Origin of the sequence: Siphonobacter sp. SORGH_AS_0500, assembly GCF_031453245.1 — a bacterium.
Taxonomy (GTDB): Bacteria; Bacteroidota; Bacteroidia; order Cytophagales; family Spirosomataceae; genus Siphonobacter.
Genome location: NZ_JAVIYT010000003.1, coordinates 82,441 through 97,051, shown reverse-complemented (window position 1 = coordinate 97,051; position 14,611 = coordinate 82,441). Strand labels below are relative to the sequence as shown.

Here is a 14,611-nt window from a genome sequence, read left to right as displayed (position 1 = left end):
CATCGTCACTAGCCAGGTTACCTAGTACCGTATTCGTTTCATACGTTGACGTATTGTTAAGTAAATACCGATAATTCTGAATATCCTTTGGAACCAGGCTGCCCTGCGTACGAATATCTACGTATTTTTCGCAACTACTTAGCAACATGGTAATACCTAATAGACTGATTGACAAAGTATTCTTTTTCATGAAGTTCTGGCGTTAGAAGTTTACGTTGAGGGAAAACGTATAAGAAGGACTCGGCGGAATGCCCAGCGTTGTGCTGGATAGGCTGTTGGCAAAGACGGGATCAAAGCCTTCCTTATTCTTCGTCCAGATCAGCCCCAGGTTACGAACGGCTACACCTAGTGAAGCTCCTTTAAATCCAGCCAACTGAGCGAATCGCTCCGCAACCTGATAGGTTAGAGAAACCTCCCGCAGACGGATAAAATCGCCGGGTAACACGTTAAGGTCTGAGTTCTGAAAACGATAGAGGCTAACTCCGGCGTAAGTACCGGCCATACCCGGAACGTTCGTTGTCAGCTCATCACCGGGATTTTTCCAGCGTTTGGCAATGTCCGCACTCAGGTCGTACTTCAACTGAGCATTTCTTCCCAACGCCGTTGGATAACTTGAAATCGTAGGTTTAATGAAAACATTACCAAAGCTATAGGTAGCCAGTGCATAGAGTGAGAACCCTTTATAGCGAATCGTGGCGTTAAAACCTCCGAAGTAGGGGGCTGTTAAACGGCCCACATGCTTAAGGGCATCCAGTGAGGTAATGGACTGATTAGGAGCCAGCTTTTCACCGTTTTCATTATACACTAGCGTCATCCCTGTTGCATCCAGGCCCGCAAAACGATACACCAGAAGCTTATCCGTAGTGTAGCCTTTCATCCAGTTCTGAAGCGTAGGGTTGGAAAGAATGGTTGAAGTAGCTACGAAGCGAGTGTCTGTTACCTGATTCGTATTGTAAGCGAAGGTAAGCCCGGCCTGAACCCCCCAATCGTTTTTCCGTATCACATCCGCTTTCAGGCCTACATCGATCCCTTTACCAGAGAGTGAGGTGGTGTTTCTTTTTAAAGTACTTATTCCATAGGTTGGGTTAATGGGGAATTCGTAGATAATATCCCGACCCTGCTTCGTATAAAAGTCAATCGAACCATTCAGGCGACGGTTGAACAACCCAAAATCAACGGCTACGTTATATACATAGGTTTTTTCCCAGCGTAAGGTAGGGTTGGCGGGATTAAGAATACCCGCAGCGGGGTTAGTCGTCAGCGGATCTGAACCAGTCAGATACATGCTGGTGAAAGGATACATATCGGTGGCGATATTCCCATTCACTCCGTAGGTGGTGCGAAGTCCCAGGGAGTTAATCCAGGATAAATTTTTCAGGAAATGTTCCTGATCCAGATTCCACTTTAAACCCGTTGACCAAAGCGGTGTAGCCCGATAGGAACGATCCACTCCAAAGTTGTTATAATCATCGTATCGAACGCTTCCTGAAAGTGTGTACCGATTTTTGAGCGTATAAGAGGCATTGGCATAATAGGAGAGGAATCGACGGGTTTTATCTTCCTGAGTCGGCCCTCCGCTAATCACGCTCTGACCTCCCGTCAGCGTACTATACGGCGTAGCGTAGTTTACGTTTTGAGCTAAACCCCGATCCATGTAATACCCATACATGGTAGAGCTACCCTGGCTAGCCATCGTCTGGCGAATCTCCGTACCGGCAATGGCATTGATCTGATGATCAGTCCCATAATTCTGGTTAAAAGCTAATTGACCACGTAGGCTGTAGTTATTAAACTGGGTGTTCGTCTGGTTTAGCGTACCTCCTTTCGGAATGGCCGTAACCAGCTGGCCATTGGTTCCAACCACTGTTGCGTTGTTTAATAAATCTCGGGTAGCGTAGGTGTCAATTGAATTGTAGCGACGGCCTTGTGCAAAAGAGCGTTCATTACTGAAAAAACCGTTGGCCGACAAGCCTTTGAAGAGGGGAACGTTTACATTTACCGTGGCTAGATAGTTGTTATCCGACGAAGAATTGTCATTGAAATCCATTTCGTCGAGATAGTTATACCGCCAGGGTAAATAGCCTTGTTTTTCCAGCGTAGAGAGATAAGAATCGTAATACGATCGGGCGTAGGAAAGCCGCTTTCCATTGGCATCTACGAGTTGGTCGTAAGGCATGAAGGTAATCGACGATGGGCTGAGGAGCGAATTCAAACCCACAGCCCCCATCTTATACTTAAACATGGAGGCCTTGAGATTCGTTGAAATCGTGATTTTATCAAAGACTTTAAACGAATTATTCAGGGTCAAGGTCAGCCGCTGACCGTTAGTTCCTCTGGTATTAGGCCGTTCCTTGCTGTAAGAGGCACTGTAAAAGTACGTCGAGGCAAGGCCTCCTCCCGATAAAGAAAGGTTATACTGCTGGTTGGCCGTGGGCTGTAAAATGTATTGGGAGATTTGATCAAGTCCATTGCCCCGTGCCCGGATGCTGTTTAATGCGTCATCGTACTGAGCCTGCGTTAGACGTCCAGCTTTTAACTGAAAAGTTAAATCCGTTACCTCACTGACCCGTTGAGGAAAAAGTGTGGTTGTTAAAGGATTAATGATGAGTCCTTTGTTGACGGCTTCCTGCTCGTAGTCAATGGTCTGATCTACGGACATCAAACGTAAATAATTCAGTCGGGGTGGCCCAGAAGTCATGAAATCGGTAGAAAAATTCAGGCGTGGTCCCTGATTCATATTCCCTTTTTTCGTGGTAATGACGATGACGCCGTTAGCCGCCCGTGTACCCCAGATCGATGCCGCTGCGGCATCTTTCAGAACCGTGATGTTTTCAATATCGCGGGGGTTAAACGTCTTTAAATCCAGTGTGGTAATGGCTCCGTCTACCACAATTAAGGGGAGGGCCTCTCCCTGGCTGGTCGAGATTCCACGAATGGCCAGATTGTAGTCAGACCTACCTACGGTGCGGGTACCACTGGCTATAGCAAATTGCGTATTCGCATAGGTAAAGGTGTTATCCCCGCCGGTCAGTTGAACGTCCAGCCCCGGAACCTGTCCTTCCAGTCGCTGAATAAGGTTAGGGGTTGGTATTTTTTCAATCTCTTTGGCACTAATGCTTCCAAAAGCCCCGGTCGCCCGTTCTTTAGGTAACGCCTGATAGCCCGTACTTACCACCGAAACTTCATTCAAGGATTTACCCTCGTGAGCTTCCATGACGATATTGAGCGTACCCAGGTCACGCACTACCACTTCCTTATCTTTATAACCAACGAAAGTGATTACCAGGTGTTCGCCGGGTTTCATTCCCGACAGATTATAATTGCCTTTTTCGTTAGCTGTCGTTCCTCTCCGGGTGCCTTTTACCCAAACGTTGGCAAAGGGCAGGGCTACTCCTTCGGTAGTCGTGATGTTTCCCCGAACGATCTGATCCTCATCTACATAAGCAGGAGCCGAAGGGCTCGTGGGTTTGGGAGAGGAGGTTGGCGAAGGCGGGGGTGTCTGAAAAAATCTAGCGTCTCTGGCCACGATACTGTATGAGTTACCGCTGACATAGAGAAACAATAAATTGTTGGGATACAATACGTTTTTTAGTATTTCTTCTACTGAATCACCAGTAAGAGCCGAAGCAGAGACAGACTTACCACGAAGTAAATTGTGTTCATAGGCAAATTTGGTTTTGAATTTCTTTTCGATCTGGGAAATAGCTTCTGACAGAGGAATCGTACGCTGCTGGGCATGGACAAAACCATCCAATAGTACCAGCAGCAGGCAGGTACCGATTAATCGGATAATCGAATTTTTCATGTTTGGTTACCGGGATCTTAAAGTAATGGTGTTACCGTTTTTATAGATGTTTACATTCAAGATGTTGGATAGGGTATACAAAATGGTCTCCTCGCTACCGAAGGCAATGGTGCCGTCAATTTGCTTGGATGCTAGGGTCGAATCCTCTAGAATGACTCGATATCCATAGGTGTCTTCGAAATTGTCAATGATCTGCCGGGCGGTCAGTCCGTTGACAACCATATTACCTTCCAGCCAGGCCTGTGGTACGCTTTGCACCTGTCGGATGTTTTGTTTCTTGAGTTGCCCATCGTAGTGAACGACTTCCCCGGGTTTCATCAGCAGCGTCTGTCGGGAGTCCCGAACACTGATTTTACCTTCGAGTAAAGCCACCAGCACCTGATTACGGCGTTCTTTGACATTAAACTTGGTTCCTAAAACTTCAATCGTCAACTGATTGGCATGAACCTGAAACTGATCCTGTCGACGAATTTGCTTGGGATCTTTATTCAAGTGATTAACTTCCAGAAATGCTTCCCCATTGACCCAAACCTCTCTCACACTTTTCCAACGCCAGGCTCGGTGATAACTAATCGACGAATTGGCATTAAGCGTGACCACACTCTCGTCGGGTAATGTTACTTTTTTATGCTGAGCGTAATCCGTTCGAATGGTAATCATCGATTGAGCATACCAGCCAATACCCCCTAAAATCGCCAGACTGGCGGCAAGTCCCGCTCCAACCCTCTTACTCCAGCGGATGACTAGGCCCCGCCGTTCTTCTTGACCGATACTTGTATTAATATCCCTGAGTAACTGATCCCGGAAAACTTCGCCAGGTTCCATTCGTTTAACGGAGACAATAATCTCCAGTAATCGGGTTGCTTTTTCAAATTCTTCCCGATTGACAGGATTTGTGCGAAGCCATTCGGCCCACGATTGCTCATCAGCTCCCGAACGTTCCTTAACCCAGCGAATGAAGTCAGTATCATTCAAAAAATCTTCCGTACTGTAGGTATTGTATTTACTCATGGATGGCCACTTTAATTGGGCTTCTATTCATACAAACCGAAGAAAGATTGGCAGTACCCCATCGGCTCAGAATTTTTTTATAAATTTTTTCTAGAAAATTCATGCAACGGGTTGTTGTTCACGTAAAACACTGAACGACAATCCGTTAATGCCTGAAAAATAGAACAGAGGTTAGAGAATGCCTTTGATGCGTAAAAGCAGTAAAAGGCTGATGATACTAGAGTTGGGAAGGTCTAGAATACTGCGAAGGGTCTCCATAGCTCGACTATTAAGCTTGTAAACGCCTTTCACGGTAATGCTCATCATGAAAGCAATTTCATGAAATTCCAATTCTTCAAAATATCGAAGATACAACACTTCCTTTTGTCGGGGACTGAGTTGATTGAGGGCCTGAATTACCTGGCGGGATTGAGCATCAACCTGTTCCAGACGAATGAATTCCGTTTCAGCATTGAAGTCAATTTTGAAATCGTCAGCTTCTTCAATATCGACATATTGAAGGTTACTCTTTTTTGTCGAACTATTTAAAATAAGGTTTCGCAGCGACGCTAGAAGAAAATAGCGGATGTTGTCAGTAGCACTTGTACCGGATCGATTCGTCCAGAGTTTCACGAACAAATCATGAATATAATCCCGGACCTGTTCCTGGTTGCCCAACTTTCGCATACCGTATTCATACAGAGCCTTATAATGCTGGGCGTAGATTAACTCAAAGGATTCACGATTTCCTTGCAAGAATGTGTTCCATATGTCAACATCTTCCGTTTTCACCTTGAATCCTTGGCAATTAGTAGGCGTTTTGCTTGCTCACTATACTAAAATGTAACTACAAGTATAGATAAAACAAATCGAATTGCGGTCATTAGGCGTTCAACGCTTTCTGTATTCGTGCTAAGCATATTCTTTATGTTATGATTTGTCTAACTTTAATCGTATTGGGAATACAAGGAAACCTCACCGTGGCGGAAGAGAAAGGGAATACGACCTCGGATTGCTACTTTCGCCATTCCTCAATGAAGAACGACTTAGCTGAGAGAGCATCAAAAACGACTGTTGGACAGGCTGTTAGAAGAGAAGAAAGACTAGGGAGCTACGTTAAGAAATATAATGAGATCCTTGTTTGAAAGACCAGGTAATCTTACTTTAAAAATCTTATGCGGGAAGAAGATAGGTCATCTTTATCTAACGCATAGCTCTATACATAGCATTTTACGAATGAACGTTTGTAAGAGCTTTATATATTTCTAGTTTTCAATCAACGGTAACCTGACTCTGCAAGAACAATGCTCACCCTGCACCAGGTAGTCTGCTTCTATTAAATGATTTTAATTGATCCTATCCATAAGCTCTTGGCGGAAGGTGGCGGATATCGGAATGATATAACCCGCTAGAGTAAGCTGATGTCGCTCAATTTTATCAATTTTTGATAGGCATATAACATAGGACTTATGAATTTGTATGAATGTCTGCTCGGGCAGTTTTTCGAGGGCTTCTGAGAGTTTCATGCGAGTCAACGTACGTCGGTCTTTTTCATGAAAAGTTACATAATTGTCATCTGCCTCGAGATATAGCAGAGACGATAACTCAATTCTTACCCAATCATAGCCTGTCTTTACAAAGAGATATTCCTGTTGATCAGGTTTTTCAGTTAGCAGAGCAGTGCGTTTTTCGGCAGCCCGGTTACAGGCTAGCATGAACCGAGGTAAACTAATGGGCTTTAGTAGGTAATCGACTACAGCTAGTGCGAAACCTTCTACTGCAAATTGGGGGTAAGCGGTCGTAAAAATAATATCAACTGCTGAATCTAGGATTTGAGCCATTTCCAAACCAGATAAATCAGGCATTTGAATATCTAGAAAAACTAAATCGACTTTTTGGGTTTGTAGGTAAGCTAAAGCCTGAGTACTACTAGCAAACGTATCCTTAACCTGTAAAAAAGGTACTTTACTGGCGTGAGCCATTAAAACGCTTAGGCCCATGGGTTCATCATCGACAAAAATACAAGATAGGTTCTTCACAGTAAGGATTCGATTTGCTCGTATAAAGCTTGTTTTTCAGACGGACGTTTAGCGTAGAGAGTTATGACTTTCCCCGATTGATCTACTAAAATATAAGACGGAAACCGAAGGTTACCTTGCTTGAGATAAATCTTGCGTAAGTCCTTTTCCAGCTCTTTACTGGCTAGCAGGTGATGACCTGTTAATTCATACAAACCAATCGTTTCCTGCCACTGCTTTTCTGGTGTTGAGTTATGCTCAATGGCAATGTATACAAAGTCCACAGGTCGGCCTTTGAAATGGTCTTTTAATGCTTTCGTATACGTAAATTCCTGCCGACAGGGGCCGCACCAACTGCCCCATAAATCAATATACAGGACTTTCCCTCGATACCTACGAAGCAGTGAATCTAGCGTTGTGATTTGCTCCACATTTGTAACAAAATGAATGTCAGGCCATCCTGCTTTTGTTTTTACCCTGCTAGTGAGATAAGGCTTCATGGCTTTTTCTACTGGAAGTCGATAAAAACTAGTCGGATAGCGTTTAATGAAATCCTGATAGGCCTCATATTGGTATTCAAGATCTCCCTGAGAAATACCTTTGATCAAAAAGGAAGCCATGGCCCGTTCTAAAGCTAGACCTTTTAGGCTATAATTGAATACCATGTATTCCCAATACCGTTCTCCCTTTTGACGAATCTCTTGATTAACCTCCTTGAAAGGCTTTTGAAAGATCGATTCTGCTATGGCTATAAAGTCTTCTTTGGTAGAGGCTTGATGCTGAAGAAACCTTGGATAATTAGTAATGGCTATTTGGTAGTGGTAACTTGTTAAAGCAAGCTTGTCCGATAAATTCAGAGCTTGATAGGCTTCTTTAAGTACGGGTTGCCAGTCTTTCGGACCAAAACGAGAGGTATTCCGTTGAGCCCATACCCCGTTATTCCAGACCAAGGTCCATAATTTACTAGTAGCAAAGTAGTGAATGTCGGCCTTTGTCATGCGTGAAAAGGCTGGAGAGAACTGGGAGGACATTGCTTTCAACGTTTCTGAAGCAATTCTTTGGGCTCTTTGAAGGTCTAGCAGAATTTGATCCGGTTTACTTAACGAATCGTTCCAAGTTGGTTTGCCCAAGCTATCAAACGTGAATCCTAGTTGTTGACGAAATTGATTCTCTTTGCCTAGACTGCCGCCAAAATGTATGGCTTGCAAAGAAGAGTCCGCTTCTATGGAAAGGTGCTTGCCCGGCTCAACATACAAGTGAAGACGCTTTCCCGCGTAGGTTAGAAAGATAATCTGCGGCTGTGTAATGGGCAATAGAAGCATAAAGCTACCCTTTTCGTCCAATTGAATTTCTTTGTTGTTTATTTCATGGATCCAACAATCAAAAGGGACATTTACTACAACCGTATGGGTACCACGAGCAACTTCTAGGTGTCCGGAAAGTTTGGTTTGGGCGTAGCTAGGCATTAGCAAGCCGAAGATTGCTAAGAGAAGAATAAATCGCATAGATAAGAGAGGAGATTAATGAAGACTGATTTGTAAACGAACCTGATAGTAATGCTCATTAGCGTTAATACTTAATTGGTGTTTATCAGGGTAAAGCCAATCAAGACGCTTTTGTGTATGGGCAATACCTGTACCTAATCTGGTCTGGTCTTGCTGGGGGGGGAATCTACTATTCTCGATCAGGAGTTTTAACTCTTTATTTTCAACGCTAAGCTGCAACGTAAGAAAGCAAGGCTGATCCATGCGGATGCCATATTTAAAGGCATTTTCTATAAAGGGAATGAGCAGCAAAGGAGGAATTTGTGCCGGCTTTTCATCGTAAAAAAGATCAGTTTTAATTTGAATGCTTTTTTGAGTAGGAAGCCGAAGCTGTTGCAACTGAAGATAATCCTGAATAAATCTGAATTCATTAGTTACGGATGTAAAGTCATAAGAGGCTTCGGTCAGGGTATAACGCATAATGCTGGCTAGTTGCTCAATGCTTAGAGCCGTTTGCTCGGCTTTTTCAAGCAAAGCCGAGCCATAGAGTGTATTTAACGTATTAAATAGAAAATGAGGGTTGAGGTGCGATTTTAAAGTAGTTAGCTCGGCTTTTGCTTGCTGAATCTGTTGTTGAGCCCGGTTAATACGCTGATCTATAGCATCTCTAAGTAAAGCATACATAAAACCGTACCCTGCGATTATAGCAGCTGGCTTACCGACATCATTTACTTCGCCTTTAAACTTCCAACGATTAAACCAACAGAGCAGAGCTACCAAACTCAGGGCTATTAAAATGCTGGTACACAAAAAGTATAATAAGGACCTTTTTTTAAAAACCAGGTGGTAACTAAGCTCAATGGGTAACGTTCCTAATAAGATCACGGCCCAAATCGCCTGGGTAACATTATGATGAATGAATCTTTGCTGAAGACTGAGGGGAGTGCCATCGGGATTAACGGAATAAGCCCCACCGGTTTGTACTTCGAAGAAAAAGGTAACTAACTCGCTAAGTTCAAGAAGTAGCCAAAAAAGAAAGGCGTGCAAAAGCCATTGCTGCCAAATGGATAAACGGAATGATTTCATTGCTGAACGTTTAATACTGCTTCAAAGCAAGTTCAGAAGTGAAGCATTCACAATTAAAAGGGGTAACTCTTGGAAAGTTTGGGGTAAATTAAGTAAGTGTGGTCATTTACACGTTTTAGATATCCAAATTTGGAAAAGTTACCTTAAAGGTAGACAGGAATACATAAAACCTATTTCAAAGCATACGAGCAGGTATCTTTTTGAAACAGGTTTTGTCTTTAGAGCTTAAAGGGCCCCGCATTGATTATAAAATAGCTTTTTATTGTCGATAAATGAAACTTACAAAAGCTGCCTACATCATTTTTGCTGTAATAATGATAGTCACTGGCTGGTTAATGATTGGAATAGGCTACTCTACGCCAATAGGCTACCCGCTTAGTATCATACTTTTTGCGGGGGGCATATGCATTTTTTTGGGTGGAATTGGTCTATGCATCTATTACAGTCGCAGTTAACACACTGATAATTATCAGTGTGACGCCAAATTACTAAGCTCTCCCAATACTCCATTGGAGGAGCATTGAACCAACGGCTATAGCGTTGGTGCTATTCAACACTGACCATCATCATCGTACGTCCTCCGGCTTCTATCGTTTGTTTCCAAAGTTTTCTATTCGTTTTGTCAACGAAATACTGTGATTTCCCATTGCTGATTTCATCCGTAACATCTATTATCCAGACCTCTCTCAACCCTGATTTCTGACTATTGTAGGTACCACTGCTAATCCCATGTACGGAAGCATTTATTACCCCTATCTTAGCCAAAGGGTTATAATCGTAAATAGCTATTTTCTGTTTAAACCCTTCTTTCAGAGGAAGCCAACGGACTAAACTAGGATATATATTACTGTCAAAATAAGATGTTTGTGGGGTGTCATTAATTATAGTAGTCTTTGCCTGTCTTTTATCGGTGTAAAAACCTGTTACTACTTGACCAAAATGGAGTACCATATCTCTTTGTCCATTATAAGAGGCATGACGGATAGGGCTGAGCGTTGCTTTTTCACAAATGGAGGAATCAACCCAAGTACCATTCATACCCTTCATATCCACAGTTGAAATGAATACAATTTGATTTTTGTTTTCAATGATCTGATTGGATACTCGGCCAATCTCGATCTTAGCTGTATCCCGAAGAGCGTACCAAACCATATCGTAAGTATCAGGTTTTACCCACTTCTTTTCGAAAGCATCCTTCGAAGGTTTTAACTGAGCATGGCTTACGCTAAAACAGCATAAGTAAAAGGCAAGCAATAGGTATTTCATAATTTTCTGTAGTTAGAATCGTACAAATCAATACTCTGTTCTACCGAGATAGATCAGGATTTTCACGACAGGAAAAAAATGGGGATTAGTGGTGATTCGTAGATTTTGTGAGAGCTATCTTTATAAAAAAGTGTAAGTCAAAGCAAGCCCTGTACTCTTAACTCACCAGTATGAAGACGATTTAGAGAATTAAAAAGTAACGGACCAAGGCTCGGCCGCCGGCAGGGCGAATCGTTACCTTCGCTTGGTTGAATAATCACGATTATCTAATGAGATTCTTTATAGACTTGTCCACTTTCGATGAATTTGGTTCTTTAATGATAATCTAATTGCTCAACCCATGATTGATACAAATGGAAAGCAAATTAGTTGAACTCAAGGGCATCGGCAGCCGGAGAATTTCTAATCAAAACCACATACTGCATGTAGGCCGTAGTAGGGGCAGCTGATTTAAGCTCATCAACCAATAAGTGACGCTCTTTGAAGGGCGACTGGGAGCCTGTCAACCGGAATAAGGTCATGCAACTCGGTGATACCTCTTTTAATACATCCATGTACTTTTGATGTTCAATCCATCCGTCGTTACTGCGTAGTTTGGTCAGAAAATAGCCTTTTTTACCGCCTAAGAAACGCAGAGGTTTGGGTAGGTAGAAACTGGGAATTCGCGTACTACACTCGCTATACAGCATAATCGTAGACGCTACTTTATAGCGTTGTTTAGGTAGGTAAGCCCCAAAATATTTGGCTCTTTTCGCTCCCTCTAAATAACAATGGTCAATGCCCATGAATCCAAAAGCACGATGGGCCTGAAGATCCAACGAGCGGGTGCGTGTTTTAAAATTCTCATACATTAAACTATCCCGGGCTAAGTCATGCTTATCAGCCGTAGCGATGAATTTGTAATTGATATTACGGATTAAATAGTGGGTGGTCTCGTAGGCAGAACCAAGCTCTTGCTGGAGTTGAAGTGAATCTTGTTCAAAAGCCTGCTGGTATTGTTGGTAAGCCTTTTGATAGTTGCCTGTTTTTTCGGGATTGAGGTGATAGAACAATCGTATGAATCGGCACGTATCAGGGTGCATTTTTACGTGTTGGTCAAACAGCGACAGCAATTGTGCATGACTGTAACGAAACTGATGCTCCACATCTAGGCTAATGAACCGGATTCTATCTTGAGCCGGTAAAGCTTGATTGTAGCTATAGAGCTTTTTATAAAAATTGTAGAAGTTTTGGTTGGCATAGAATGTACCTTTTGCCTCTAAAAATGGCTTTTTCAGAAAGGTTTCATTGCCCGTATCTAGATATTGATTCAAATAAGTTTCCCAGTAGAGGGGGGCTTCGAGTAGGTAATAGGTGAAGTTTGTTTTGGCTTTTATTTGCTTAAACATCAGCCAAAGTGCTTCATAGGAGTAGGCAATGCCATGCCGCTCACCAATGAGAAAAATTTGATTCTGGTAGAAGCCCTCGTCCCAAACAGTTGTCCAGTCCGGATTTTGAGTGGCCAGATCAAGCTTATTGGTTTGTAAGTAGGGCAGTAATACCTTTCTGGTTTGGCAATAGGTGAGTTGGTAGGCTGTAAAAACTAAAACTCCTATTAACAGGAAAAAGAAAGCCCCCTTTCGGAGCACACTTTGGTAGCGAAACCTCATACTCGTAGTTTTTGCATATTAGATGCTTGGTTCATGCTAACGTTGCGTACTACTCTCAAAAATGTTGTATCACTTATACTTAACTAATGTACAAGCCAAAGAAAATATCTAGGCATTCATTAAGCGGGAAAGCCAGGAATTTCACTAGTTAAACATGTAATCGCCTTAAAGATAAAATAAATGATACTTTAATAAAGACTCTGACCTACTTATGATAACCTAAAACCTATAAATGCTATAGGTGATTACTTTTAGAAGATTAACCCCACACTCCGTCAAGTGTTAGATATGAAAAGATATATACCTAATCTTATTCCCGACCAGCATCGGGTTATGCCACATTACTTCAAAGAAAGTAAATCACTAGAAAATCCAGAAAAAAAGACTTCCAATGCTTGGTGGTTTGTTTTCCTAATCTTGTTTTTGCTGGCTATCGCGGTTTTACCTGTTTATGCAGGGCTTAGCTTTTGGCTGCTTTTAATGAGCTTTTTAGTCGCTCCTTCGGTTACTGACTTTCTGGAACAGAAGCTTCGTTTTCAATACACCCCAAAACTTAAGCTCCAAGTTTTCGCTGGCTTATCGCTAATCGCTGTGTTGCCTGGCTATCAATTTACCGTTAAGCGGCAGGAAATTATCGTTCAAAGAACTTTTGAAGAAAAGCAGGCTCAGCAAAAAGCATTTTTGGCAATACAGGCCGAAGAGAAAGCTGCTGCTCTGGATAAAGCAAGAAAAAATAGCCTTCAGTTGCGGTTAGCTAAAATAGAACCTGCCTTAAAAAAGAAGCAGTACTCAAAAGCCATTCAACAATTAGTAGAGATTCAAAACCAGCTTCGAGACACGGATACTCAGGAGTCTAAAATGGTACGTCAACAGTTGGCTCTGGCCTATGTATCTACCCATCAGTTTGCCAAGGCCTTACCCCTGTATACTCGGTTAATAGAGAATGAGTCCGACAATAGTGATTATCTCTACCAAAGAGCCATTTGCTTTCAAAAAAGCAATCAAACACTGGAAGCAGTAACGGACGCTTACCATGCTTCGCAGTATGGATCAAAAGCAGGGGAGAAACTATACAATCAGTTAAACCCGGAGAAAAAACGATTGCTGTATTATCAAACGGTCTGTTGTGATGGAAGCTATAGTCCTTCCAATGCAAAAGGAAGAGGAGCTTGTTCTCATCACGGGGGTGTATGCGACTGGAATTATCCCATTTATGAAACTTATCGAAAATATGATGTCAGCCGTCTTTAAAGAACACCCGTTGATTGCTCAAAGTTGGATGCAGGCACTCCTCAAGCAGCATCCTGAGGAAAACGCTCTTCTGGAAGTCAATAACTTACTGGCTCGTAAAGACATCACCGCTATAAATAAAACAGAAATAGACCACATTGAACAAACATATGGTCTATCTCTTCAGAAGACGTTTCCATTAAATCTCGAGGAGTTTTATGCGGTGACTCTTCATTATTATATGAAGTCAGTCCATTTCTCAACAAGTGAACGAAGTGTATTAACCCACCTGAGAATGTTATTAGATCTGTCTTCGGAACAAGTAAAGTTTTTGCACCACACTATAGCAGAGCCATTTTACAGCGAACAAGTAAGAAAACGCGTAGGTAGTATCACTTTCCATAAGGAAGATAACACCTATTTGAAAAGGCTGGCTCAGGATTTAGAAATTGACTTAGTTACAGCGGAGAATGTATTAATTGAATCAAAGCAATCTAAACTCAATGAAAGAATACGAACCTTAGCTGCCAACGCTCGTTGGGATCAGGAGAAAGAAGAATTAGTAGAGCAGTTATCGAGTCAGTTAGAAGTACGTCCTACACCTGCGTACTCAAAGCTTCTGAATAAGTATCGTAATTACGCGAGGCTAGAAAGTAACCTCTTAACTGAGATCTCTGTAGTGATTCCACTGCAAAAAGACGAGAAATGCTACTGTCAATTAACTAACGTGGAATGGCTTGAAGAACGGGCGAGTACGAGGGGTGATTATTATGATTTTCGGCATAATCAAACGTTCCAACAGTTAGACCTTTCAACAGGTTTCGTGGATATAATCAGAGTTAACTTCCCAATTTTAAAGATCATAGATAAAGGTAGTATTTATCTTACTAATAAACGTATCCTGTTTGACGGCTCCATCAAACAGGTAAGTATACGTCATGAGGCAGTGTATGGAATGGATGCCTATACCAATGCCTTTTCGATTAAAAAAGTAACGGGAAAGTCCCCTATCATCACGACTAAAGAATCATCTGATGTTTTCGTAATTATCTGGAATCTAATAAAAAAGGGCAATTTTTAAGC

General features: G+C 42.3%; 11 protein-coding genes. 2 read left to right on the top strand and 9 right to left on the bottom strand.

Annotated elements, in window-relative coordinates; translation table 11 throughout:
• The 9 genes from QE357_RS20615 to QE357_RS20575 form a co-directional block, all read right to left on the bottom strand.
• The coding region (locus tag QE357_RS20615; protein ID WP_309711760.1) for a hypothetical protein at positions 1-190 on the bottom strand (190 nt) is incomplete at its 3' end.
• Positions 191-202: 12 nt separating this feature from the next.
• Complete coding sequence (locus tag QE357_RS20610) at positions 203-3,805, bottom strand: SusC/RagA family TonB-linked outer membrane protein (protein WP_309711757.1); 3,603 nt, start codon at positions 3,803-3,805, stop codon at positions 203-205.
• Positions 3,806-3,811: 6 nt separating this feature from the next.
• Complete coding sequence (locus QE357_RS20605) at positions 3,812-4,816, bottom strand: FecR domain-containing protein (protein ID WP_309711754.1); 1,005 nt, start codon at positions 4,814-4,816, stop codon at positions 3,812-3,814.
• A gap of 171 nt (positions 4,817-4,987) precedes the next feature.
• On the bottom strand, positions 4,988-5,551 hold the full coding sequence (locus tag QE357_RS20600; RefSeq protein ID WP_309711749.1) for a sigma-70 family RNA polymerase sigma factor: 564 nt from the start codon (positions 5,549-5,551) through the stop codon (positions 4,988-4,990).
• A 590-nt stretch (positions 5,552-6,141) separates the two neighbouring features.
• Complete coding sequence (locus QE357_RS20595) at positions 6,142-6,834, bottom strand: LytTR family DNA-binding domain-containing protein (protein ID WP_309711746.1); 693 nt, start codon at positions 6,832-6,834, stop codon at positions 6,142-6,144.
• Positions 6,831-8,318 (bottom strand): TlpA disulfide reductase family protein, encoded by a 1,488-nt coding sequence (locus QE357_RS20590; protein ID WP_309711743.1) that lies wholly within the window; start codon positions 8,316-8,318, stop codon positions 6,831-6,833. Before QE357_RS20590 ends, QE357_RS20595 begins: the two co-directional genes overlap by 4 nt.
• 15 nt (positions 8,319-8,333) lie before the next feature.
• Positions 8,334-9,383 (bottom strand): histidine kinase, encoded by a 1,050-nt coding sequence (locus tag QE357_RS20585; protein ID WP_309711740.1) that lies wholly within the window; start codon positions 9,381-9,383, stop codon positions 8,334-8,336.
• Between the two features lie 546 nt (positions 9,384-9,929).
• Positions 9,930-10,649: a hypothetical protein gene (locus QE357_RS20580; protein ID WP_309711737.1), complete on the bottom strand. Its 720-nt coding sequence runs from the start codon at positions 10,647-10,649 to the stop codon at positions 9,930-9,932.
• A gap of 365 nt (positions 10,650-11,014) precedes the next feature.
• The gene (locus tag QE357_RS20575) at positions 11,015-12,298 is read right to left on the bottom strand and encodes a hypothetical protein (protein ID WP_309711734.1); all 1,284 of its coding nucleotides are present in this window, start codon (positions 12,296-12,298) and stop codon (positions 11,015-11,017) included.
• 288 nt (positions 12,299-12,586) lie between these two features.
• Here QE357_RS20575 and QE357_RS20570 point away from each other — a divergent pair, with 288 nt between their 5' ends.
• Positions 12,587-13,549 carry a hypothetical protein gene (locus QE357_RS20570; RefSeq protein WP_309711731.1) on the top strand — a complete coding sequence of 321 codons (963 nt, stop codon included), beginning with the start codon at positions 12,587-12,589 and terminating at the stop codon, positions 13,547-13,549.
• A complete protein-coding gene (locus QE357_RS20565; RefSeq protein ID WP_309711729.1) occupies positions 13,512-14,609 on the top strand; it encodes a hypothetical protein in 1,098 nt (365 codons plus the stop codon). The genes QE357_RS20570 and QE357_RS20565 overlap by 38 nt, the downstream gene beginning before the upstream one ends.
• Positions 14,610-14,611: the final 2 nt, after the last annotated feature.